Here is a 23,197-nt window from a genome sequence, read left to right as displayed (position 1 = left end):
GCGAAAGTAGTGGGAGCGCTTCCAGGAATCGCCGTACATCGATTGACGGATGGAAATGTTATCGATAACACTGACGGGATCCTGCCGTCTGGCGACATGACGCACCGTCCGCCCCGCCGTCCGTCGCCGGCAGGCGCACCCACCACCCAGCGGGTGCCCCGGCCCAGGTCGGGCACCGCGCGCACGGGAAGGCACCCACCACCATGCTCCGTATCCCCAGACGCTGGCTCGCCGCCGCGGCGGTGCCCCTGATCTGCGCCGGCGCCGCCGTCGTGCTGCACCAACCCCAGGCGTACGCCGCCACGACCGCCACCATCGACGGCACCACCAGCTACCAACCGATCGACGGCTTCGGCATTTCGGAGGCGTTCGGCCGGACCAGCGTCATCCGGTCCATGTCCACGACCAACCAGCAGCAGGTGCTCGATCTGCTGTTCAGCCGTAGCACCGGCGCGGGCCTGAGCATCCTGCGCAACGGCATCAGCTCCACCGGCAGCTCCATCCAGCCGACAAACCCGGGCGGCCCGAACGCGACCCCGCGCTACGTCTGGAACGGCGACGACGACGGCCAGGTGTGGCTGTCCAAGAAGGCCCAGGAGTATGGCGTGGACCGCTTCTACGCCAACGCGTGGAGCGCGCCGGGCTACATGAAGACCAACGGCGACGAGGCCAACGGAGGCTCGCTGTGCGGCCTGCAGGGCGCATCCTGCGGCAGCGGTGACTGGCGCCGGGCGTACGCGAACTACCTGATCCAGTACACCAGGTACTACGCCCAGGAGGGCATCCCGATCACCGACCTGGGGTTCACCAACGAGCCCAACTACACCACCGACTACTCCTCGATGCGGTTCACTCCAACGCAGGCCGCCGAGTTCACCAAGATCATCGGGCCGCTCGCCGGTGCGGCCGGCCTGAAGCTCGCCTGCTGCGACCCGGTGGGCTGGAACGACCAACGCTCCTACGCCTCGGCGATCATGGCTGACTCGGAGGCGAACCGCTGGGTCACCACCCACACCGGCCACCACTACAGCAGCGCGCCCACCTCGCCGCTCTCGGTGGGCGGGAAGCGCACCTGGATGTCCGAGTGGTCCCCCGGCGGCAGCTCCAGCTCGTGGAACACCAACTGGGACGACGGCAGCGGCATCGACGGGTTCACCGTCGCCAACTCCCTGCACACCGCTCTCACCGCGGGCAACGTCAACGGATACGTCTACTGGTACGGGGTGTCCACCAACAACACCCGGGCCTTCATCCAGGGCAACGGCAGCAACTACAACGTGTCCAAGCGGCTCTGGGCGATGGCCGGATACAGCCGCTACATCCGCCCCGGCGCCGCCCGGATCGGCGCCAGCTCCCCCGACAGCAATCTGCGGTTGTCGGCGTACCGCAACACCGACGGCTCGGTGGTGGTCGTCGCACTCAACGCCGGCAACAGCGCGCAGTCCACCGCGTTCACGCTGCGCAACAGCGTGACGAGCGGAACCGCCACCGGCTACCTGACCAACAACTCCAACGGCATGACCCCACAGTCGGCCGTCGGGATCAGCAACGGAGCGTTCAACGCCACCGTGCCGGCCCGGTCGATGGTGACCTACCGGATCACCGGCGACACGACGCCGCCGCCGACCACCCCACCCCCGACCACCCCGCCGCCGACCACGCCGCCGCCCGGCGGGAGCGGGTGCACCGCCACCTACCAGGTCACCAACAGCTGGCAGGGCGGCTTCCAGGCTGACGTCAGCGTGGCCAACACCGGGGCCAGCACCACCAGCGGCTGGCGGGTGAGCTGGACGCTGCCCAGCGGCCAGAGCATCAGCCAGGTCTGGAGCGGCACCCTGACCACCAGCGGCAGCACGGCCACCGTGACCAACGCGAGCTACAACGGCTCACTCGCACCCGGCGCCCGCACCACCTTCGGGTTCATCGCGAACGGCTCGCCCGGTTCCCCACCGACGCTGAGCTGCACCAGCACCTGATCCACCGGGAGGGGGTGGTCGTTCCGACCACCCCCTCCCGGTCGAGTGCGTCTGACACGGACAAGATCCACTCGACATCCGTGCAGTCGGGGTGTCCGAGACGCAGTGATCGGCCGACGTCATGAAAGGCGAGTCGATCAACCTCGGTGACGTTTGAATGCGGCGCCCCGTCTACCGCGAGCACCGACAACCGGTTCAACGCCCTTCCCCCGGGTAGCAGTCAAGGCAGCGACCGAGGGAGAGAAGACCGACATGAAGGCATTGACCTGGCAGGGCAAGCGGGACGTACGGGTCGAGGAGGTGCCGGACCCTCGGATCGAGGAACCGACCGACGCGATCGTAAAGATCACGTCGACCGCGATCTGCGGCTCCGACCTGCACCTGTACGAGGTGCTGGGACCGTACCTGAAGCCCGGCGACATCCTCGGCCACGAACCGATGGGCATCGTCGAGGAGGTCGGGCCGGGGGTGACCCGACTCAAGCCCGGAGACCGGGTGGTGGTGCCCTTCAACATCGCCTGCGGCAGCTGCTGGATGTGCGAGCGCCAGCTCTACGCCCAGTGCGAAACCACCCAGGTCACCGGCGAGGGCAAGGGCGCGGCGCTGTTCGGCTACACCTCGCTCTACGGCTCGGTGCCCGGCGGGCAGGCCGAGTACCTGCGCGTCCCGCAGGCCCAGTTCGGCCCGATCGTCATCCCGCAGGCCGGCGACGACGAGCGCTACCTCTACCTCTCCGACATTCTGCCCACCGCCTGGCAGGCCGTGAAGTACGCCGACACCCCGCCCGGCGGCACCCTGGCCGTGTTCGGGCTGGGCCCGGTCGGGCAGTTCTGCGCGCGGATCGGCCGCCACCTCGGCGCTGGCCGGGTGATCGGGCTGGACCTGGTGCCCGAGCGTCTGGAGCTGGCCCGCCGGCACGGCATCGAGGTGCTCGACGTCCGCGAGCTGTCCGACGTGCCGGGCGCGCTGATCGACCTGGTGGATGGGCGTGGCCCGGACGCGGTGATCGACGCGGTCGGGATGGAGGCGCACGGTTCGCCAGTGGGCAAGCTGGCCCACGCCGCCGTCGGGCTGCTGCCGGACAAGCTGGCCCAGACGATGACCGACCGGGTCGGCATGGACCGGCTCGCCGCTCTGCACGCCGCGGTCAAGGCGGTCCGCCGCGGTGGCACCGTGTCGATCTCCGGCGTGTACGGCGGCGAGGCCGACCCGATGCCGCTGATGGAGATGTTCGACCGGGGCATTCAGCTGCGGATGGGGCAGTGCCACGTGCGCCGGTGGACCGACGAGATCCTGCCGCTGCTCGCCCGCGACGACGACCCGCTGGGCGTGGAGGACCTGCGCACCCACCGGTTGCCGCTGGCCCGGGCGCCGCAGGCGTACGAGATGTTCCAGAAGAAGGAGGACGGCTGCATCAAGGTCGTGCTCGAACCATGAGTGCGAGGAGTGAGCCGGGGTTGCGAGCCCCGCAGTCAGGATTGCAGCGGGCACCGTGAGCCGGGTGGTGGTGATCGTCGGCGCGACCAGCGGGATCGGTCGGGCGACAGCCCGGGCGTTCGCGGAGCGCGGGGACCGCCTGGTCCTCGCCGCCCGCGCCACCAGCACCCTGGCCGAGGTACGCGCGGAGTGCGCCGAGGCCGACGTGCTGACCGTACCGACCGACGTCACCGAGCCGGGCGCGCTGGACGCGCTCGCGGACGCGGCGATCGACCGCTTCGGCCGCGTCGACGTCTGGGTGCACACGGCGGCGGTGATGGCCTACGGTCGCTTCGACGAGCTGCCCGGGCGGGTCTTCGACCAGGTGGTGCGGACCGACCTGCTCGGCGCCGCCGGCTCGGTGCGGGTGGCCCTGCGGCACTTCCGGGCCACCGGGGTCGGCACGGTCGTCCTCACCGGCTCGGTGCTCGGCCACATCACCGCCCCAAACATGAGCGCGTACGTGGCGAGCAAGTGGGGGTTGCAGGGTCTGGTCCGCACAGTGCAGCAGGAGTTGCGCGACAGCCCGGAGATCCGGCTGTGTCTGGTCAACCCGGGCAGCGTGGACACACCGGTGTACCAGCAGGCGGCGAACTACCTGGGCCGAGTCGGGCGACCTCCGCCGCCGGTCGCCAGCCCGCAGCGGGTGGCCCGGGCCATCGTGAACTGTGTGGACCGTCCCCGCCGGGAGGTGTCCGTGGGCCGGTTCAACGTGGTGATGCGGGTCGGGTTCACCGTGCTGCCGGGCGTCTACGACATCCTCGTCGGGCCGTTGATGCGGCTGGCCGGCCTGAGTGGACGGTCGGTCGCCGCGAACGACGGCTCGGTCTTCGCCCCGAACCCGGCCGGTGAGTCGGTACGCGGCGGTCACCTGCCCGACCTGCGGCAACTCGTGTCCGGGCCGGCTGGCGCGGTCGGTGCCGCACTGCGCCGACGGTTCGGCTGACCTGTTCGGAGCTGTTCGGGACTGTTCGGGGGCACTGTGGATCGATCAACTCGCCTAGTGTGGTGGTCCGGCAAGCGCTCCGGCGCGCCACTATGGGGGAGACGATTGACCATGCGACTGAACCGCAGAACGGCACTCGGGCTGGGCACGGTGGCCACCGCCGGCACGGTGCTCGGGGCCGCTGCCCCGGCGAGCGCCGCCGAGGCCACCGAGGCCGCCCCGACCACCCCGCCCGGGCCGCCCGCCGGGTCGCCACCGTCTTCAGCAAGCACAGCACCGAGGCCGGCGGCAACTGGCAGGCGTACGTCAGCGTGGCTGATCCGGCCGGCCCGCCGGTGGTCGCGGTGGCGGCCGACGCGGACCGGCGGATCGAGGCGTACAGCGTCAACAAGATCGCGGTCGCCACGGCCGTGCTCGACAAGGTCGACCGGGGGCTGCTCACCCTGGACCAGCAGGTCGAGGTGAGCGCGGCGATCGTCGTACCGGGCGGTGACGGCATCTTCAGCCTGGACGGCGCGTATCCGAGCCTGGTGACCGTCGGGCACGTGCTGGCCAACCTGTTGACCGTCTCGGACGACACGGCGGTGCGGCTGTGCGGGCTGGTCGCCCCGGCCGCCGAGATCAACTCCATCCTGGTCGCCAAGGGCTTCCCGAACACCCAGGTCCAGCCGGTGGCCAACCCCAACCGGTTCTTCCTCGGCACCAGCACTCCGCGCGAGACGCACGACCTGCTGCGCGCCCTGGTCGGCGGCACGCTGCTCTCCCCCGCCTCGACGTCGTACCTGCTGGGCATCCTGCGTTCCCCGGTGGCGTTCACCGACGGCATCCGGCGCACCATGTCCTCCGACGAGCGGGCGCGGATCGCCACCAAGGCCGGCTGGTACGCCGACGCCCGACACGAGGCCGGCGTGATCTTCGACCGCTCGGGTGCGGCGGTGCTCACCTACGCGCTCTTCGCCGACGGGCAGGCCAACCCGGAGGACTTCGGCGCCACCCACCCGGCGGTGCAGGCGCGGGCCGCCATGGGCCCCAGGTTCCTGGCCGCGGTGGACCGGATCGCGGGCGTGGGCACGACGTTCCGGATCACCGCCCGGCGCCCCAGCAACGGCGGCTAGGCCACGCCTCGAACCGTCCCGGGTCGGTCGCCGCTGCCGGCGACCGACCCGGCGTGCCGACCGCCGGGGCACAGGTCGGCCCGGGTGACTACCGTGTAGAGCGGACACGGCGGAGGGACGGCAATGGCACGAACGCAGAGCACGGACGTCGAACGGTCACTCGGACGGCGGATGCGGGGCGCGGCTGGGCTGGCCGCGCTGGCCGGCCTGGCCTGGGTCGCCCGGGACATCCCCGCGGCGCTCGGTGGCCGGCTCAGCGGGGCCCGGGCCGAACGGGCGGCCCGGTCGCCCCAGTTCCGCGAGGGCACCTTCCACAACCGGGCCGGCACCCGGACGATGGTCGCCGACCCGGGCCGCAACCTGCTCCGCGAGCTGATCTTCGGCAAGCAGAAGCGGCGCCCGACCGCACCCGTGCCGCTGCTGCGCCCCAGCGCACCGCAGGCCGCCAACACCGACGAGCTCAACATCGTCTGGTACGGCCACGCCTCGACGCTGATCGAGATCGAGGGCCGGCGGGTGCTGCTCGACCCGGTGTGGAGCGAGCGGTGCTCCCCCTCGGGCATGGTCGGCCCCCGCCGGCTGCACGAGCCGCCGGTACGCCTCGACGAGCTGCCCCCGCTGGACGCCATTTTGATCTCGCACGACCACTACGACCACCTGGACATGGCCACCGTGCGGGAGCTGCTCGCCGGGCAGTCCGCACCGTTCCTGGTGCCGCTCGGGGTGGGCGCGCACCTGGACCGCTGGGGCGTACCCGCGGAGCGCATCATCGAGCTGGACTGGTCCGAGTCGCACCAGGTCGCCGGGCTGGAGATCACCGCCACCGCCGCCCAGCACTTCTCCGGCCGGGGGCTGCGGCGCGACGGCACGCTCTGGAGCTCGTGGGTGGTGGCAGGGGCCCGACGCAAGGTCTTCTACACCGGCGACTCCGGTTACTTCGACGGGTACGCGGCGATCGGCGCCGAGCACGGGCCGTTCGACGTGACGCTGATGCAGATCGGCGCGTACGACAGGGCCTGGCCGACGATCCACATGTTCCCCGAGGAGGCGGTCGACGCCCACGTCGACCTGCGCGGCGGGCTGTTCGTCCCGGTGCACTGGGCGACGTTCAACCTGGCCCTGCACGACTGGTCCGAGCCGGTCAACCGGCTGTGGGCCGAGGCGAAGGCCCGCGACGTGCGGCTCGCCGTGCCCCGCCCCGGCGAGCGGGTGGTGGTCGACGAGCCGCCCGCCGTCGACGGTTGGTGGCAGGCCATCGCCTGACGGGGCAGGCCGGTCAGAGCACGAACGCGTCGGTCCAGAGGGCACCGGACCGACCGGAGAGCGCGTCCAGCATGGCCACCGCCTGACCGTCGGTGAGCTGCGCGACGAAGTCCACGATGGCCCGCCCCCGGGCTCGACCGATCCGGTCCGGGGTACGCGGGTGCAGCTCCGCCTCGGCCAACTCGACCAGGTCGTGCAGCCGACGCGGCAGTCGGGACTCCTCCTCCGGGTCGAGCAGCCACTCCCAGAGCGCCTCGACCAGGGTGCCCAGCAGTCGGGCCTGGCCGCGCTGGTGCAGGGCGAGATCCGGGCGGGCGAGCACGAACCGGTGGTGGACGAACTTGAGCACCTGCACCTCGTGCCACTGCGCGCAGCCCAGCAGCACGTACCCGGAGCGCACCGACGGTTGGTCGGTCACCGTGATCGCCTGGACGAACCGGGTGGACCAGCGGGCGGAGAACCGCGCCACGTACTGCTCGGCCTCGATCGAGCCGTCGAACGGCATCGCCAGCAGCCCGTCGACCAACTCCTCGCGGACGTGCTCGACGGCGGCGGCGAACGCGTCGTCGTCGGCGATCCAGGCGTCCTTGCGGTGCAGCTGCCGACGCAGCCGCTCGATGGCCGCGCCGGGGCGCCGGGCCGCCGTGGCCAGCGCCGCGTCGGTGATCGCCCGGAAGTGCCCGCTCTCGCGCTGCCAGGCCATCAACTCCGCGGAGACCGAACCCTGTTGGAGCACACCGACCCGGTAGAAGTCCTCCACGTCGTGGATGGCGTACGCGATGTCGTCGGCGGTGTCCATCACCGACGCCTCCACGGTCTGCTGCCAGTCCGGGATGCGGCCGGCGAACGGCTCCCGGGCCTGCCGCAGGTCGTCGAGCTCGGTCCGGTACGCGCCGAACTTCAACGAGCCGCTCTCCGGGTCGTCCGGTGGCGGGGTGGCTCCGCGTGGCGGCGGGTCCATCGTGCGTGGGTGCGGGTCGGGGTAGTCCAGTCTCGTCCACGGGTACTTCAGCATCGCCGCGCGGACCGCGGCGGTCAGGTCCAGCCCGGTGGTGGCCGCGCCACGGATCTCGGTGCTGGTGACGATCCGGTACGACTGCGCGTTGCCCTCGAAACCGTCGGCGAGGCCGAGGCGCTGACGGGCCAGCCGGTCCAGCACCCGCTCCCCCAGGTGCCCGAACGGTGGGTGGCCGAGATCGTGGGCGAGCGCCGCGGCCTCCACCACGTCGGGGTCGCAGCCGCCGAGTTTGTCCAGCAGGTCCCGCGAGCGCTCGTCGGCGCCCAGCCGCTCGGCGACCGCTCGGGCCACCTGGGCGACCTTGAGACTGTGGGTGAGTCGGTTGTGCACCAGCAGCCCGGAGCCGACCGGGCTGATCACCTGGGTGACACCGCCGAGGCGGGCGAAGAACGGCGAGCCGACGATCCGGTCCCGGTCGGCGCGGAACGGGTTGGCCGTGAGGTCGCCGAGGGCCCGGGCGCTGCCGCCGAAGAGCCGCCGGGCGCGCGGCTCCGCAGCAGTTTCCATGATCGCCACGCTAGCGCAGGCCCGACGGGATCGCCGCCGGCCGAGACGGATCAACCCGGCCGGGCGCGGCGACAGCGGCCGGGGCCGCCCGGCAGAATGCAGGCGGTACCCGCTCTTTGAAGGCGGATCGAGTCGAAGGCGGATCGAGATCGTGACCCAGTCTGTTCATCAGCGGATCGCCGACGAGCTCGGCGTGGCCGAGCGTCAGGTGCGGGCGGCCGTGGACCTGCTCGACGGCGGCGCCACCGTGCCGTTCATCGCCCGTTACCGCAAGGAGGCCACCGGCCTGCTCGACGACACGCAGCTGCGCACCCTTGAGGAGCGACTGCGCTACCTGCGCGAGCTGGACGAGCGGCGGGCGGCGGCGCTGGAGTCGATCCGCGGGCAGGGCAAGCTCGACGAGGCCCTCGAGGCGCAGATCATGGCCGCCGACTCGAAGTCCCGGCTGGAGGACATCTACCTGCCGTACAAGCCGAAGCGACGGACCCGGGCGCAGATCGCCCGCGAGGCCGGGTTGGCGCCGTTGGCCGAGACGCTGCTGGCCGACCCCAGCCAGGACCCACGGGCCACCGCCGCCGGGTTCGTCAATGAGGAGAGGGGCGTCGCCGACGCCGCCGCGGCGCTGGAGGGCGCGCGGGCGATCCTCATCGAGACCTTCGCGGAGGACGCCGACCTGATCGGCACGCTGCGCGAGCAGATGTGGTCGCGGGGGCGCCTGGCTTCCCGGGTACGCGAGGGTCAGGAGACCACCGGCGCCAAGTTCGCCGACTACTTCGACTTCTCCGAGCCGTACCCGAAGCTGCCCTCGCACCGGATCCTGGCCATGTTTCGGGGCGAGAAGGAGGGCATGCTCGACCTGACCATGGAGTCGGAGGAGGCCGGTGCGGCGGACGCCGTCCCGACCGGTCCGAGCCGGTACGAGGCGGCCATCGCCGGCCGGTTCGGGGTGTCCGACGCCGGCCGTCCGGCCGACCGGTGGCTGGCGGACACGGTCCGCTGGGCGTGGCGTACGCGGATCCTCATCCACCTCGGCGCGGACCTGCGGATGCGGTTGTGGCAGGCGGCCGAGGAGGAGGCGGTGCGGGTCTTCGCCACGAACCTGCGTGACCTGCTGCTGGCCGCACCGGCCGGCACCCGGCCCACGATGGGCCTGGACCCGGGCCTGCGGACCGGTGTGAAGGTGGCCGTGGTGGACGCCACCGGCAAGGTGCTCGCCACCGACACGATCTACCCGCACGAGCCCCGCCGGCAGTGGGACGCGTCGGTGGAGACCCTCGCCCGGTTGGCCGGGGCACACGGGGTGGAGCTGGTCGCGATCGGCAACGGCACCGCCTCCCGGGAGACCGACAAGCTGGCCGCTGACCTGATCAAGCGGCACCCGCAGCTCAACCTGACCAAGGTGATGGTCTCCGAGGCCGGCGCGTCGGTCTACTCCGCCTCCGCGTACGCCTCGCAGGAGTTGCCCGGGATGGACGTGTCGCTGCGCGGCGCGGTCTCCATCGCCCGGCGGCTCCAGGACCCGCTCGCCGAGCTGGTCAAGATCGACCCGCGGTCGATCGGGGTCGGCCAGTACCAGCACGACCTGTCCGAGGTGAAACTGTCCCGGTCGCTGGACGCGGTCGTGGAGGACTGCGTCAACGCGGTCGGGGTGGACGTCAACACCGCCTCCGCGCCGCTGCTGACCCGGGTCTCCGGGATCGGCGCCGGGCTGGCCGAGAACATCGTGCTGCACCGGGACGCCAACGGGCCGTTCCGGTCGCGTACCGAACTGAAGAAGGTGGCGCGGCTCGGGCCGAAGGCGTTCGAGCAGTGCGCGGGCTTCCTGCGGATCCCCGACGGCGACGACCCACTGGACTCGTCCAGCGTGCACCCGGAGGCGTACCCGGTGGTGCGCCGGATCCTCTCCACCACCGGCCAGGACCTGCGCTCGGTCATCGGTAGGAGCGGGATCCTGCGCGGGCTGCGGGCCACCGACTTCGTCGACGACCGGTTCGGCCTGCCCACCGTCACCGACATCCTCGCCGAGTTGGAGAAGCCGGGCCGCGATCCCCGCCCGGAGTTCCGCACCGCCACCTTCGTCGAAGGGGTGGAGAAGATCGGTGACCTGACGCCGGGCATGGTGCTCGAGGGCGTGGTCACCAACGTGGCCGCGTTCGGCGCGTTCGTCGACGTCGGGGTCCACCAGGACGGCCTGGTACACGTCTCAGCGTTGTCCCGGACCTTCGTGAAGGACCCCCGCGAGGTGGTGAAGTCCGGTGACGTGGTCAAGGTCCGGGTGCTCGACGTCGACGTACCCCGTAAGCGCATCTCGCTGACCCTGCGCCTCGATGATGAGCCGGCCGCCGGCGGTGATGGTGGTGGCCGGACCAGCCAGGAGGGGCGCGGCGGCCCGGCGCAGCGCGGACCGCAGGGTGGTCGCGGCGGGCAGAGCGGGCAGGGTGGTCGCGGCGGGCAGGCCGAACGCGGCGGGCGCGGCCGGCAGCAGCGGCAGAGCGCTCCCCCACCGGCCAACGACGCCATGGCGGAGGCCCTGCGCCGCGCCGGACTGGCCTGACCGACTGGTCGGGCGCCGGCACCCTACGAATCGTGGACAGTTTCCGTTGGCGGCTGACGGAAACTGTCCACGATCTGCGGATGACCGACCGGGAGCAGCGACAGCGACGGCGAAATCGGCTCGCGCGGCGGCGGGGGTTCTGAGCGGGTCGCGTACCGTCAGCCTCGTGGGTGAGCGGGACGACCAGGACTGGCGGGGGCGGCGGGAACGGGCGGTGCGCGCACACGCCGACGCGGATGCCCGCGCCCGCGCCCGCGAGCAGGCCACGGCGGCCGAGTTGGTCGCGCGTTTCGCCGCCGAAGCGGCCGGGCGCGGGCTGCGCACGGTGCGGCTCACCGTGACGTCCTACGACGGCCGGTACCGCTACCGCACCGGCCTCGCCGGCTGGTACATCGATCGGGCCCGCACCCGCGCGGTCGATACCCGGGGGCACTTCTACCTGCTGACCGTGCCGGCCAGCCTGCGCTCGCTGCTGTTCGGCGCCGCACCCGAACCGTCCCCGCCCCCGCTGGTGATCGGCCGCGGTGGCCGCGACGGCGAATCCATGCCGTTGGAGGCGCTGCTCGGCGCGCGCCTCACGGCGGGCGACGACTGGCGCTGACCCCACACCGAGCGCGGCGGGTGGTCATCGCCGCCGGTGGATCTCCACCGCCTCGCCCAGTGCCCGCTCGACCCGCTCGGCACCGGCGGCGACCGAGAAGACCCGGTCGTAGTGCACCCGACCGGCCTGACCGAGCAGTTCAAGCTTCTCCCGGCCCAGTTCGCAGAGTTCCCGCAGGGCATCGGCGATCGAGTCGGGGTCGCCCGGCCGAGCGGTGATCCCCGCACCGCTGTCACGTGCCACGGCAGCGGCGTCCCCTTCCGCGGCGACCAGCAGCGCGCGCCCGGCGGCGAGGGTGGCCTGCACCTTGCTCGGCATCGTGTACGCCGACATGCCGCCGCGTCGCAGACTCACGTAGTGCGCGTCGCCGGTGGCCATCAGCGCGGGCATCCGGTCCCGGGGTAGCTGCCCGAGGAAGCGCACATTTGTGGCATTCACCTCCTCGACCCGGCGGCGCAGCCGATCCTCGGTGGTGCCGGAGCCGGCGATCAGGCAGACCAACCGGGGGTCGCTGATCCGGGCGCAGGCGTCGATCAGCGAGTCGAGCCCCTGCGCCTCGCCGAGCGTACCGGCGTACACCAGCACCACCTGGTCCTCGCGGAGCCCCAGTTCCGCTCGCAGGTTCGCGGCGCCCGTACGCGGTGTCTCGTCGGCCCACACCGGAATGTGGACGAGCTTTTCCCTGGGCACACCCCGGCTGGCGAGCAGGTCGGCGGCGCCGGGCGAGACATGGGCGACCCGGGCGGCGCTGCGGTACATCCCACCGCACCAGCCGGCCATTCCTCGCTCGATCAGCTGGGACACCCGGTCGGTGCCGAGGAAGCCGCTCGCCAGCGCGCTGTCGGGCCACAGGTCCAGCACGTGCAGCAGCACCGGCACCCGCTGCACATACCGGGTGAACCACATCGGCAGGGCGACGCTGATCGGCGAGTTCCCGACCCACAGGGCGTCCAGTCCGCGTAGCGCCGGCGTGCCGGACACCAGCGCGGAGACGGCGAAGGAGCCGTAGTTCGCCATCCGCCGCAGCGCGGAACGGTCATGGCTGGGATAGAGGGCCACCCGGCGGATCCGCGTCGTCCCGTCGGCCTCGTCGAGGCGGCGGGCCATCCGGTAGCCGGGCGCCAACTGACCGGTCGGGTAGTTGGGGAAGCCGGTGAGCACCTGGACCTCGTGCCCTCGGCGGGCGAGGGCCGTGGCGAGCATCCCGGGGAGCGCGGCGGGGCCCGGCTCCGGCTCGAACCACTGGGTGAGCAGGCCGATCCGCATCGGCCTCACCTCGCCGCTGTGCCAGCGACGGGGCGTCCGGACGGCTCGCCGTCGGCCTGCCACAGCGTGCCCAGTGACTCACTGAGGTCGCACACCGGAGCCCATCCGAGCACACGGTGGGCGCGCTCGATGTCGGCGCACATCCAGGCCACCGTGGCGGATCGGCTGGCGTCCGGCGCGAAGCTTCCATCCCGGATCCCACCGGGGAAGCCGGCCACGTCGGCCAGCAGCCGGACGACGTCACGCGTTGCCACGGCTCTCCCGCTGCCCACGTTGAAAACCCGTTCCGGCCCTGGCCGGCAGCGGGCCGCCGCGAGGACCGCCGCCGCGACATCCCGCACGTCGACGAAGTCCCGGTAGGTGTCGTGCAGGCCCACCGCGATGTCGTCCGCTCCGGCGGCCACCGCGGACCGCACCATCGCGGTCACCCGGGAGAGCACGTTGCCCGGCGGCATCCCCGGCCCGACCGGGTTGAAGATCCGCAACACCATCGTGTCGACCCGGCCGGCCCGGCCCGCCAGCTCCGCCAACCGGGTAGCGGCAAGGTGGCTGAGCCCGTACTCGCTCACGGGGATTCCCGGGTATTCCTCGCTGACGGCGAGGCCGTGCGGCACCGCACCGTACTCGGCCGCCGAGCCGATCCGGATCAGCCGGGCCGCGGGTGCGGCGGCGGCCACCGCCTCGATCAGCTTCGCGGTCGTCACGACGTGCGCCTGCACGAAGTCGTACCCGGAGCCGACGATCCGACCCGCCGCGGTCACCACCACGTCCGGTCGCTCCCGCGCCACCAACGCGATCAGATCCGGCAACTCCATCCGGACCAGGTCGCATTCCGCGCGGGTGATCGACCGGACCGTGGTGTGGGCGGCCAGCCCGAGGCGGATGTGCCGGCCCAGGAATCCCCCGGCGCCCAGCAGCAGGACGCGGTTCATCGCCGGTGCGCGGAGTCGTCGTCACCGGCCGGCGCCTGCACCGGCGGGTTGCCGGTGAACTCGTGCCAGGTGGCCGCGCCCGGCGCGGAGATTCCCTGGCGGCTGAGCACCACCCAGACCGTGGCCAGGACGATCCTCAGGTCGAACAGGAACGACCGTCGGTCGACGTACTCGACGTCGTAGGCGAACTTCGCGCCCCAGTCCAGCGCGTTGCGGCCGCGCACCTGGGCCAGCCCGGTGATTCCCGGTCGCACCTCGTGCCGTCGGGCCTGTTCCGGGTTGTAGAGGCTGAGGTACTGGACGAGGTGTGGGCGGGGACCCACCACGCTCATCTCGCCCCGCAGCACGTTCCAGAACTCGGGCAGCTCGTCCAGGCTGCTGGCCCGCAGCCACCGGCCCACCCGGGTGAGGCGATCCGCGTCGTCCACCAGACCTCGGGCGGGGTCGGGGTGACGCATCGTGCGGAACTTGACCACGTCGAACAGCTCACCGTGCAGCCCTGGCCGGGTGTGTCGGAACAGCACCGGGCGCCCGTGCGCCACCAGCACCACCAGGGCGACCACGGCCATCAGGGGTGCGCCGAGCAGCAGGACGAGAAGGGCGCCAAGGACGTCGAAAAGCCGCTTCCAGCGATCGTAGGTTCGTCGGGTCGTGACGGCCGAGAGCTTTTTCCGGCCGGTCGCCGGGCCGGAGGCATCGGCGCGCGACTGCGCCGCGTGGAGAGCAACTTTTGGCATGCAGTACGCATATCACCTTCCCGATCGCCAACTCCGACTTTCACATTTAATCCGATTCGCGAGTCGACAATGGAAGCGAAACATGACTCGATCTCCCTTTGATGGAAGAGCTCACGGCGCCTCTTATGCGACTGTATCGTCGCGTTCGACGAGAATCCGATTTCCCGACGATGGCCGGACGGGAAACATTCAGGAGAAGATGTGGTTTCCTCGCTTTCGGACAGGCGATTTCTGATCACCGGTGGCACCGGATCCTTCGGCCAGACGATGGTCTCCCGGCTGCTGGACGCCGGCGCCGCAGAAGTACGGGTCCTCAGCCGCGACGAGTCGAAACAGGACGCGATGCGGCATCGCCTCGGCGATGACCGGGTCCGTTACTACGTCGGTGACGTCCGCGACTACGACAGCGTGCTCAAGGCCGCCCGGGGCATGGAGTTCGTCTTCCACGCGGCCGCGCTCAAGCAGGTTCCCTCCTGTGAGTTCTTCCCACTCGAGGCCGTCCGCACCAATGTGCTCGGCAGCGCGAACGTGGTGGACGCATGCGAGCGCGTCGGCGTCGAGGCGCTGGTGCTGCTGAGCACCGACAAGGCTGTCTATCCGGTCAACGCGATGGGCATGACCAAGGGCTTGATGGAGAAGGTCGCGCAGGCGCACTCCCGCAACAACCCCGCGGCCCGGACGCGGGTCTGTTGTGTGCGCTACGGCAACGTCATGTACTCGCGCGGCTCGGTGATTCCGCTGTTCATCGACCAGATCCGCCGGGGCGGACTACCGACGGTCACCGAGCCGTCGATGACCCGCTTCCTGATGTCACTGGCCCAGTCGGTCGACCTGGTGGAACACGCGTTCCACCACGGCCAGCCGGGTGACGTCTTCATCCGCAAGGCCGACGCCTGCACCATCGGCGACCTGGCCACCGCGCTGTGCAACCTGTTCGGGGTGCCGGCGAAGTTCAACGTGCTCGGCATCCGGCACGGCGAGAAGCTCTACGAGACCTTGGCCAGCCGCGAGGAACTCGCCCACGTCGAGGATCTCGGCGAGTTCCTCCGGGTGCCGGTGGACAGCCGCGACCTGAACTACTCCCTCTACTTCGAGGAGGGGGACGTCGACGGTGGCAACCTCGCCGACTTCCACTCCCACAACGCCCGCCGGCTGTCCGTACCGGAGATCGAGTCGCTGCTGCTGACGCTGCCCGAGGTGCGCGCGCAGGTCGAGGCCGCCGCGGCGGCGGTCGTAACGGCATGAGCACCGGTACCGGCGGCAGACGACCGGACCTGGTGCCGCGTCGACGCAGCGACCCCCACGAGGAGCCGCGAGCGGTGCGACGGGTCCTCGTCGTCGGCGTCACGGGCATGCTCGGCCACGCGGTCCTGCGCGAGCTCAGCGACGATCCGGACCTTGACGTCCACGGCGTTGCCCGCAGCATCGACGACCGAGCGGGGTCGTACCCCCAGCGTCTGCTCACCCGGATCACCCCGGCCGTCGACGCGACCCGCTTCGGACAGGTCCGACAGCTCATCGACGACCTACGGCCGGACGTCGTCGTCAACTGCGTGGGCGTGATCAAGCAACGGCCGGACGTGCAGGACGCGGTGCAGACGGTCACGCTCAACGCACTCTTTCCCCATCTGCTGGCCGACGCCTGCGCGCACCTCGGCAGCCGCCTGATCCACGTCAGCACCGACTGTGTCTTCTCCGGCCGGCGTGGCGGCTACGTCGAGGACGACCTGCCCGACCCGCCCGACCTCTACGGACGGTCCAAGCTGCTGGGCGAGGCGACCGGGGCTTCGGCGCTGACACTGCGCACCTCGATCATCGGACACGAGCTCTCCACGAACCGCTCCCTGCTGGACTGGTTTCTCTCGCAGCGTGGGCGGGTGCGCGGCTTCACCAGAGCCATCTACAGCGGCGTCACGACCGTCGAATTCGCCCGCCTGCTGCGCACGGTGATTCTGCCCCGTCCGGAACTGACCGGGCTGTACCACGTGGCCGCCGAACCGATCGCGAAGTACGACCTGCTCCGGCTGATCGCCGACGTGTACACGTGGCCCGGCGAGATCGTGCCGGACGACGAGTTCGCCTGCGACCGGTCGATGCACGCGGACGCCCTCGCGCACGCCACCGGCTATCGGCCGCCCAGTTGGCCGGACATGATCCGGGCGATGCACGCCGCCAGGCTCCGCTGGGCTGTTGATCAGGCCCGACCGGACCTACAGGACGTGCCGCTCTGACGGTCGACCAACCGACAACCGCCGGCAGCGCCGGGCGGGATTTCAAAGGACATCACGTGGGGAACCGGATAGGCCAACTGGGCCTGCTCGTTGGCGCGGCGTGTCTCGTGGTGGTCACCACCATCACCGCCATCTACGCGCCGTTGATCGCGACCGGGATGGTTGCGCTGCTGCTGCTGTTCGCCTTCACGCGGCGGATAGACGGCTGGCGGTGGATGCTGGCCCTGACCATGGCGCTGCTGGTCTGCGCCTCGTCCAATGTGCCGGCCCTGGTCGACGCGAGCTTCTACCCCAGGTACGCGGCGGTCGCCGGCCTGGTTCTGTGGGGACTCTGCCTACCGAATCGGACCGGATCACCGACCGACGTCTGGACCCGCGTGTTCATCGCCGCGCTCTGGGTGATGGCCGGTCTCGCCACGCTGAGCTTCGCCTGGTCGGTGGTTCCGATGGAGACCCTCCAGCGGGGCGTCGCGCTGCTGCTGCTGGCGGCGCTGGTGCACGTACTGGTCCGGCGCCGGTGGCCCGACCGGACCGTCATGATGGCTGACCTGCGCGTGGTCTACCTGGTCCTCAGCGCTTCCACAGTGGTGAGCCTCGGTATCGGGCTCGCCGACGGCACGCTCGTCGCCTCGATGTCCAGCATCGAACGATTCCAGGGCCTCTACAACAATCCCAACATGCTCGGCATCGTCTGCGCCCTGACAATCCCGTTGGGCTGGACGGTCTACCGGCAGTCCCGACGGCACGCCGCACTGCTCGGCATGGTGCCGGCCGCCGCCTGCCTCCTGCTGTCCCAGTCCCGCACCGCGCTGATCGCCGTGCTCGTCGGCGCCCTCTGGATCGTGCTGCGCTACGGGCTCGGCCGGCTCGTACGCCTGGCCGCCGGAGTGACCGCCATGCTGCTGGTGGCGTACCTGTTCAACCTGCTACCCACCATCTTCGCCGCGCCCTGGATGCGGCAGTTCGTGCTGCGCTTCACCGACCCCACCGGCGGTGACCTGTCCAACGGCCGGACCCAGATGTGGCAGGCGACCGTCGACCTGTGGTGGCAGAACCGTCCCACCCTGGGCTTCGGGTACGCGTCGCGGAACTACCTGTTCGAACTGGCCAGTTACGACGAGTTCTTCGGGACGAGCGTGAGCGTGGTGCACAACAGCTACCTGCAGTTGCTGCTGGAGCTGGGCCTCGCGGCCGTGCTGCCGCTGGTTCTGCTGCTGGTGGCCGCCGGGCGGGTCGTGCTGCGGGCCCCGGTGGTCCGGGCCGACGCGGGTCTGGTCTGGCTCGTCGTCTCCGGCCTGCTGATTCAGGTCACCGAGTCGGCCATGTTCGGCACCGGACAGACCTACCCGTACGTGTTCTGGTCCGTGGTCGCCGCCGCGCTGCTGCACCTGCCGGGAAACCGGAACCGGGCCGACCGGCACGCCGCTGCCCGCGGCAACCTGCCCCACGCGGAGGCACGCCAGCAGCGGGCCGGCGCTTTCGACACCGCGCCGAGGCGACACGCCCCGGCGCTGCGCTGAACCGCCGGCTGCGCTGAAACCTGGGGGCGCCGTGGGCACGAGCCAGGACGCCCGCCTCACCTGCCGGGCGTCGGCTCAGCTCCGGCGGGTCGTCGTCACGAAGGCGCTCACCCGGTCCCGCCAGGCCCGATGGTCGAACGACTCGCGGGCCCGCGACCGGGCCGCCCGGCTCATCGCCGCCCAGTCCTCGTCCCGAAGCCGCAGCGCCCGCTCGATCGCCAACCGGACATCGTCCGGGCCGTTGCCGTCGAGCACCAGCCCTTCGACCCCGTCGTGCACGTAGGCGGCCAGGTCACTGGTGTGATTGAGCAGCACCGGGCAGCCGGCAGCGAGACTCTCCGGCACCTTGGACGGGAACCCGTTGGCCGCGTACCCGTCGGTGGGACGGACCAGCATCGAGAAGTGCGACTCCGACAGCAGGGTCAGCACGGTTTCGCGAGGGACGCGACCAAGGAACGTCACGTCGGCCGACACCGCGTCCAGCACCGCGACGTCCAGGTCCGAACGGGCGGCGGCGTCCTCGTAGCTGACGCCCGCGATGGTGAGGCTGACCCGCCGCTGGTGCTCCGGCGCGAGCTGGCTGATCCCGCGCACGATCACGTCGAGCATGTCCTTACGCCCGGGGGTGCCCGCGTACAGCAGGCGCAGGCCACCGGTGAGCGAGGGCGGCTGCGGCACCCGGAACTCGTCGCAGTCCACCTGCGGCGGCACGATCAACACGTCCAGTCCGTGTCCCGTCAGGTAGTCGGCCAGCGTGGTGGAGACCGCCGTGGCCCGGTCCACGAGCCGGGTCGCCAGGAACGTCGACCAGCGGTGCCGGAGAAAGTACGGGGTGAACCAGCCGTGCCGGAACTGCCGCCGGTCATGGCGCTCACTGGCGTCCACCACCACCGGGCACCGCAGCGCGAGGCGCAGGGTCGCCCAGTTTCCCAGGGTCATCAGGGCCATCGGTAACAGCACGACGCTCACGTCGCCGCGACTCACCCCCACGCGGCGTACGGCCCGCAGCACCCGTACGGGCCGGGCCAGCCGGGCCGACATGCGAGTGAGGTAGTTCGAACCCCGGATCCGCATGGTGTGCAGGTCGACGCCGGCCACGCCGCTACGCAGGGACGGGAACGCGACTTCGCAGGGCCAGTCGTTGACGACCAGCGTGTGCGCACCGTCGGGCGCGGCAGAACGGGCGAGTTGCAACAGACGGTTGGAAGTGGCGTCCCCGTGTGGAAAGGCGTACGCGCCCACGAGCAGCGGGCGCGGTCGGTCAGCCCGCCCGGTCGACCCTCGACCCAGCCGCGGTTGCCGGCCGACCATCGTCGTCTGATCGTTCATTTCTCACCGCTTCCAGAAGGCCGGCAACCGGCTGCTCTGCTGCTCGCCGATTGCGATGCGGGCGGGCCGACGCCCGCCGTCGATACATCGTCAGGTGGGTCGTGGCCGCCGTGTCGATGGCGAAGACGCTGCGGGCGAAACGCTCCGCGGCCACCGGGGCCGCGGTCGTCTTGGTGTGCGACGCCGCCGCGCACACCGCGCTGGCCCATGCCTGCGGCGTGGCGTCGATGTCGACGATGGTCACGCCGGGCAGGTGTTCGTCGATGAAACGCACGCCCGGGAGGTCGGCCGCCACCGTGCCGACGCCCAACGCGACGGGCTCCAGCACCCCGCCGGGCAGCCCTTCCAGGCAGGAGGGGTGGACCACCACGTCGGCCTGGCTCAGCAGCCCGCCCACGTCGTCGCGCGGGCCCAGCAGATGCACCCGGTCGGCGAGCCCGGCGGCAGCCGCTGCCGTCCGGACGCGCTCGTCGTCGGCGTCGTCGCCCGGTCCGATGAGTACGGCGTGGGCCTCGATTCCCCGGTCGCGCAGCTCGGCCAGGATCGGCGGCAGGAGCCACCGCCGTTTCTCCGGCGAAGCCCGACCGACGCTCACGCAGACCATGTCCGCCGGGCCGGCGCCGATCATTTCGCGCAGGTCGTCGCGGCTGGGCCGGCGGAGTCGGTCGAGGTCGAGCCCGTTGAGGACCACCTGGCAGCGGGGGTCGTCACGCCAGCGCGGGTCGTAGGCACAGGTGAGCGAGCTGGGCGAGACACCGAGGATGTCGGTGCCGCAGATCCGCAGCAGTCGTCCGCAGATCCACCGATAGACGCGTCGGCGCAGGTTCCGGGACTGGTTGTCGTCCCCCCGGAAGTGCGCGACGCGCCCAGGCACACCGCGCAGGGCGGCAAGCGAGAGCAGCACGCCGGAGAAGTTGGCGCAGTCGACGTGCACCACGTCCGGACGCAGGCGCCCGAGCAGGTGCAGGAAGCGGGTGACGAAGCGTACGTCGAGTGGTATCGGGGTGACCGAGCCGCCGTACCGGCCGACCACGCCGGCCAACGGTCCGGGACCGACCCGGTCGCTGAGTGTCACCAGGTGCACCTCGACGCCGGCGGCGGACAGCCGGGGCAGCAGTTCGGCCGTCCGCATCTCCGTGCCGCCGAAGTTCAGCTCGCCGACGACCCGGAGCACCCGGCACCCACCGTCGCGCTGATCGCTCCCCTGGTCGTCGCCGGCCTTGATGTCGACCGCTGAGCCAGGCACCTGGTCCTCTTCCGCCTCGTCCTGGCGGCCGTCGTGACCGGTCACGACGACCCGGACCTGGCGAGCGCGCGTCGGTATCCCACCAGCACGGCCGGCCACATGGTGAGCAAATACGCGACGCAGGCCGCCGCCGGCAGGCCGGCGAGGCCGAATCGTCGAAGTCCCCAGATCTTCAACACGGTCGCCAGCAGCAGGAACGATGCCCAGCCGACGAACTGCGGCCGAAGTAGTCCGATGCTGTTCTGCACAATGATCAGCGGGGAGGCGACCGCGACCAGGAAGGACCAGCACGCCAATCCGATCAGGACCGTGACCGGGATGTCCGATCGGTCGATGCCGCCGACCCAGAGCTCGATCAGCCGGTGGCCGTAGCCGACCAGCACGACCCCGACCGTCCCCACGATCAGCCCGTAGAGCAGCACCATGCGCCGCGTATTGCGGCGCACCCAGGCCACCTCGCCCCGCGCCAGAGCGGCACCGTTGACCGGCCAGACCGTCATGCCGACAAGCCCGACGAAGATCGAGAGGACGCCGAACAGCTTCCCCACGACCGCGTAGTGCGCCGCCGTGGTGAGCCCGAGGACGTTCGCGACCAGCGGGCTGTCCACGTTCAGCGCGATCGACGACATCGTGGTGAGCGCGAAGAACTGCAGGCCCAGTCGGAGCAGGCCGACGGCGGTGGCCCGGTGCACGAGCCTCGGGCCTGGCCGCCGCCCGGGTTCCTCAAACCAGAAGTAGGTCACGGTGTTGAGGAGGTTGGTTGCCGGCACGGCCAGCACCGCGCAGGCGATGACCGCCAGCGGCTTCCACCCGGCGGCGATGGCGCCGAGCACGGCCGCCATGGCGGCCAGAGCCCCGGCGGACTGCCAGACATTGCTCTGCACCACCTGGCCCCGGGCGTACTGGATCCGCTGGATCAGCGAGAGCGGAATGTTGACCGCGAAGGCGCCGAAGCAGAGCAGGACCAGCGCGGACGCCTGCGCGGCGACACTCGGGTCGCTGACGCTGAACAGCGCGGCCCACGGCACCACGGGCGCGGCCAGCGCGAGACCCGCCAGCAGCACCACCGCGACCACGCCGAGGGTGGCGAACGCGCTGGAGATTTCCCGGGCCTGCTGCCGGGGATCGTCGGCCAGGTGACTGAGCCGGGTGAGCAGCCCGTTACCCAGCCCCAGATCGGCGAACCAGGCCATACCGGTGAGGGCGGTGATCGCCATCCACAGGCCGTACCGTTGGTCCCCGAGATACCGGAAGCAGGCCGGGGTGATGACCAGGGGAGCGGCCAGGCCGACACCCTTCGCCACCATCGCGGCAGCAATGCCCACCGTGACCGTGCGGTCTCGATCCTTCGACGCCGCCGGGCTGAGCGTCGACGGGGCGGATGCGACCATCGTGCCGGCAGGAGGCGCGATGGCCGGCACCACCGCCACGGAGACCACCGGCCCCGGTTCGGCCCGATTCGCTGCCCGGGTCACCGGGGTACGGCAGGTACGGCAAGCTCGGCGTCCAGCCGCCCGGCCATCCACTCGACGGTCGCCCGCAGGCCATCCGGGCGGGCGACCGGCGCCACGTTCGGGAACAGCTGCCGCAGAGTGGTGTTGTCGGCATGGGAGTGCGGGACGTCGCCGGTACGCGACGGGGCGTACTCGCGGGGGATCGACGTCCCGAACAACCCCTCCAACTCGTCGAGGACCTGCAGCAGGCTGGCCCGGGCCCCGAAGGCGAGGTTGACCGGATGTGGGTGGTGTACCCGGCGGCGTAGCGCGTCGAGGATGACGTCGCAGACCGTACCGACGTAGGTGAAGTCGCGGGACTGCGTGCCGTCGCCGTGCACCACAACGGGTTCGCCGCGCAGGGCGGCGTGCACGAACCGGGGGATGACGGCCGCGTACGCGTGGTCGTGCCGCTGGCCGGGGCCGAACACGTTGAAGAAGCGGAAGGCCAACGTCGGCAGCCCGAACGACGCCTGGTGGGCCAGGGCGTACGCCTCGGTGGCGAGCTTGCTGGCCGCGTAGGGACTCATCGGGCGGGTCCAGGTCAGCTCCGCCTTGGGCAGCGCCGGGTTCGAGCCGTACACCGATGACGAGGAGGCGACGAGGACGTGTGCGACGTCGTGCCGGCGCGCCGCCTCCAGCACCATGAGTGTGCCGGTGGCGTTGGCGTGGTGGGAGGCCAGTGGGTCGCGCAGCGAGCGGGGAACGCTGGGCAGCGCGGCCAGGTGGACCACCGCCTCACGGCCCGCCATCGCCGCGTCGAGGGCGGCCGGGTCCAGGATCGACCCCTCGATGAGTTCGACGTCCAGACCGTCGAGGTTGGCCCGAAGCCCGACCGAGAGGTCGTCAAGGACGGTGACTTCTTTGACCGCGGGCTCAACCAACGCGGCGCGGGCCAGGTTGGACCCGATGAAGCCGGCTCCGCCGGTGATCAAAATGCGCATGAAACCCCCCGTTTACACCCGATCACCTGTACATCGAGTGAGC

Annotated in this window: 18 protein-coding genes; 10 read left to right on the top strand and 8 right to left on the bottom strand. The window is 71.3% G+C overall.

What is annotated here, in order from left to right:
• Positions 1–203: 203 nt before the first annotated feature.
• From PCA76_RS10955 to PCA76_RS10935, 5 genes are all read left to right on the top strand, one after another.
• Positions 204–1,976 carry a cellulose binding domain-containing protein gene (locus PCA76_RS10955; RefSeq protein WP_272617209.1) on the top strand — a complete coding sequence of 591 codons (1,773 nt, stop codon included), beginning with the start codon at positions 204–206 and terminating at the stop codon, positions 1,974–1,976.
• 252 nt (positions 1,977–2,228) lie between these two features.
• The gene (locus tag PCA76_RS10950) at positions 2,229–3,413 is read left to right on the top strand and encodes a zinc-dependent alcohol dehydrogenase (protein ID WP_272617207.1); all 1,185 of its coding nucleotides are present in this window, start codon (positions 2,229–2,231) and stop codon (positions 3,411–3,413) included.
• Positions 3,414–3,468: 55 nt separating this feature from the next.
• The gene (locus PCA76_RS10945) at positions 3,469–4,398 is read left to right on the top strand and encodes an SDR family NAD(P)-dependent oxidoreductase (protein WP_272617205.1); all 930 of its coding nucleotides are present in this window, start codon (positions 3,469–3,471) and stop codon (positions 4,396–4,398) included.
• A gap of 92 nt (positions 4,399–4,490) precedes the next feature.
• Complete coding sequence (locus PCA76_RS10940) at positions 4,491–5,513, top strand: serine hydrolase (RefSeq protein WP_272617203.1); 1,023 nt, start codon at positions 4,491–4,493, stop codon at positions 5,511–5,513.
• A 123-nt stretch (positions 5,514–5,636) separates the two neighbouring features.
• Positions 5,637–6,776, top strand: a complete 1,140-nt coding sequence (locus tag PCA76_RS10935) for an MBL fold metallo-hydrolase (protein WP_272617201.1) — start codon at positions 5,637–5,639, stop codon at positions 6,774–6,776.
• Between the two features lie 13 nt (positions 6,777–6,789).
• On the opposite strand, the gene PCA76_RS10930 is transcribed toward PCA76_RS10935, so the two are convergent.
• Positions 6,790–8,301: a deoxyguanosinetriphosphate triphosphohydrolase family protein gene (locus PCA76_RS10930; protein WP_272617199.1), complete on the bottom strand. Its 1,512-nt coding sequence runs from the start codon at positions 8,299–8,301 to the stop codon at positions 6,790–6,792.
• 151 nt (positions 8,302–8,452) lie between these two features.
• On the opposite strand from PCA76_RS10930, the gene PCA76_RS10925 reads away from it, so the two are divergent.
• On the top strand, positions 8,453–10,855 hold the full coding sequence (locus PCA76_RS10925; RefSeq protein ID WP_272617197.1) for a Tex family protein: 2,403 nt from the start codon (positions 8,453–8,455) through the stop codon (positions 10,853–10,855).
• A 166-nt stretch (positions 10,856–11,021) separates the two neighbouring features.
• Positions 11,022–11,456 (top strand): hypothetical protein, encoded by a 435-nt coding sequence (locus PCA76_RS10920; protein WP_272617195.1) that lies wholly within the window; start codon positions 11,022–11,024, stop codon positions 11,454–11,456.
• Between the two features lie 24 nt (positions 11,457–11,480).
• Here the strand turns inward: PCA76_RS10920 and PCA76_RS10915 are convergent, their stop codons facing one another.
• The 3 genes from PCA76_RS10915 to PCA76_RS10905 are packed head-to-tail and all read right to left on the bottom strand — an operon-like array spanning position 11,481 to position 14,391.
• Complete coding sequence (locus PCA76_RS10915; RefSeq protein WP_272617193.1) at positions 11,481–12,722, bottom strand: glycosyltransferase family 4 protein; 1,242 nt, start codon at positions 12,720–12,722, stop codon at positions 11,481–11,483.
• A gap of 5 nt (positions 12,723–12,727) precedes the next feature.
• Entirely contained in the window at positions 12,728–13,654 is a 927-nt protein-coding gene (locus tag PCA76_RS10910) for an NAD-dependent epimerase/dehydratase family protein (RefSeq protein ID WP_272617191.1), read from the bottom strand.
• On the bottom strand, positions 13,651–14,391 hold the full coding sequence (locus PCA76_RS10905) for a sugar transferase (RefSeq protein WP_272617189.1): 741 nt from the start codon (positions 14,389–14,391) through the stop codon (positions 13,651–13,653). Before PCA76_RS10905 ends, PCA76_RS10910 begins: the two co-directional genes overlap by 4 nt.
• 201 nt (positions 14,392–14,592) lie before the next feature.
• Between PCA76_RS10905 and PCA76_RS10900 the strand changes: the two genes are divergently transcribed.
• Genes PCA76_RS10900 through PCA76_RS10890 form a run of 3 tightly spaced genes read left to right on the top strand, consistent with a single transcriptional unit; the run spans position 14,593 to position 18,142 of the window.
• On the top strand, positions 14,593–15,636 hold the full coding sequence (locus tag PCA76_RS10900) for a polysaccharide biosynthesis protein (protein WP_272617187.1): 1,044 nt from the start codon (positions 14,593–14,595) through the stop codon (positions 15,634–15,636).
• Positions 15,633–16,622: a dTDP-4-dehydrorhamnose reductase family protein gene (locus PCA76_RS10895; protein ID WP_272617186.1), complete on the top strand. Its 990-nt coding sequence runs from the start codon at positions 15,633–15,635 to the stop codon at positions 16,620–16,622. Before PCA76_RS10900 ends, PCA76_RS10895 begins: the two co-directional genes overlap by 4 nt.
• 56 nt (positions 16,623–16,678) lie before the next feature.
• A complete protein-coding gene (locus tag PCA76_RS10890; RefSeq protein WP_272617184.1) occupies positions 16,679–18,142 on the top strand; it encodes an O-antigen ligase family protein in 1,464 nt (487 codons plus the stop codon).
• 75 nt (positions 18,143–18,217) lie between these two features.
• On the opposite strand, the gene PCA76_RS10885 is transcribed toward PCA76_RS10890, so the two are convergent.
• From PCA76_RS10885 to PCA76_RS10870, 4 genes are read right to left on the bottom strand one after another with little or no spacing between them, the layout of a single operon-like run.
• Positions 18,218–19,471, bottom strand: a complete 1,254-nt coding sequence (locus PCA76_RS10885) for a glycosyltransferase (protein WP_272617182.1) — start codon at positions 19,469–19,471, stop codon at positions 18,218–18,220.
• Positions 19,404–20,762, bottom strand: a complete 1,359-nt coding sequence (locus PCA76_RS10880; protein ID WP_272617180.1) for a glycosyltransferase — start codon at positions 20,760–20,762, stop codon at positions 19,404–19,406. The genes PCA76_RS10885 and PCA76_RS10880 overlap by 68 nt, the downstream gene beginning before the upstream one ends.
• Complete coding sequence (locus PCA76_RS10875) at positions 20,759–22,192, bottom strand: lipopolysaccharide biosynthesis protein (RefSeq protein WP_272617178.1); 1,434 nt, start codon at positions 22,190–22,192, stop codon at positions 20,759–20,761. The genes PCA76_RS10880 and PCA76_RS10875 overlap by 4 nt, the downstream gene beginning before the upstream one ends.
• Positions 22,189–23,154: an NAD-dependent epimerase/dehydratase family protein gene (locus tag PCA76_RS10870; protein ID WP_272617176.1), complete on the bottom strand. Its 966-nt coding sequence runs from the start codon at positions 23,152–23,154 to the stop codon at positions 22,189–22,191. The genes PCA76_RS10875 and PCA76_RS10870 overlap by 4 nt, the downstream gene beginning before the upstream one ends.
• Positions 23,155–23,197: the final 43 nt, after the last annotated feature.

This window comes from Micromonospora sp. LH3U1 (assembly GCF_028475105.1).
GTDB lineage: Bacteria > Actinomycetota > Actinomycetes > Mycobacteriales > Micromonosporaceae > Micromonospora.
The sequence above is the reverse complement of the archived record's forward strand: the minus strand, read 5'-3'. Positions and strand labels throughout refer to the sequence as shown.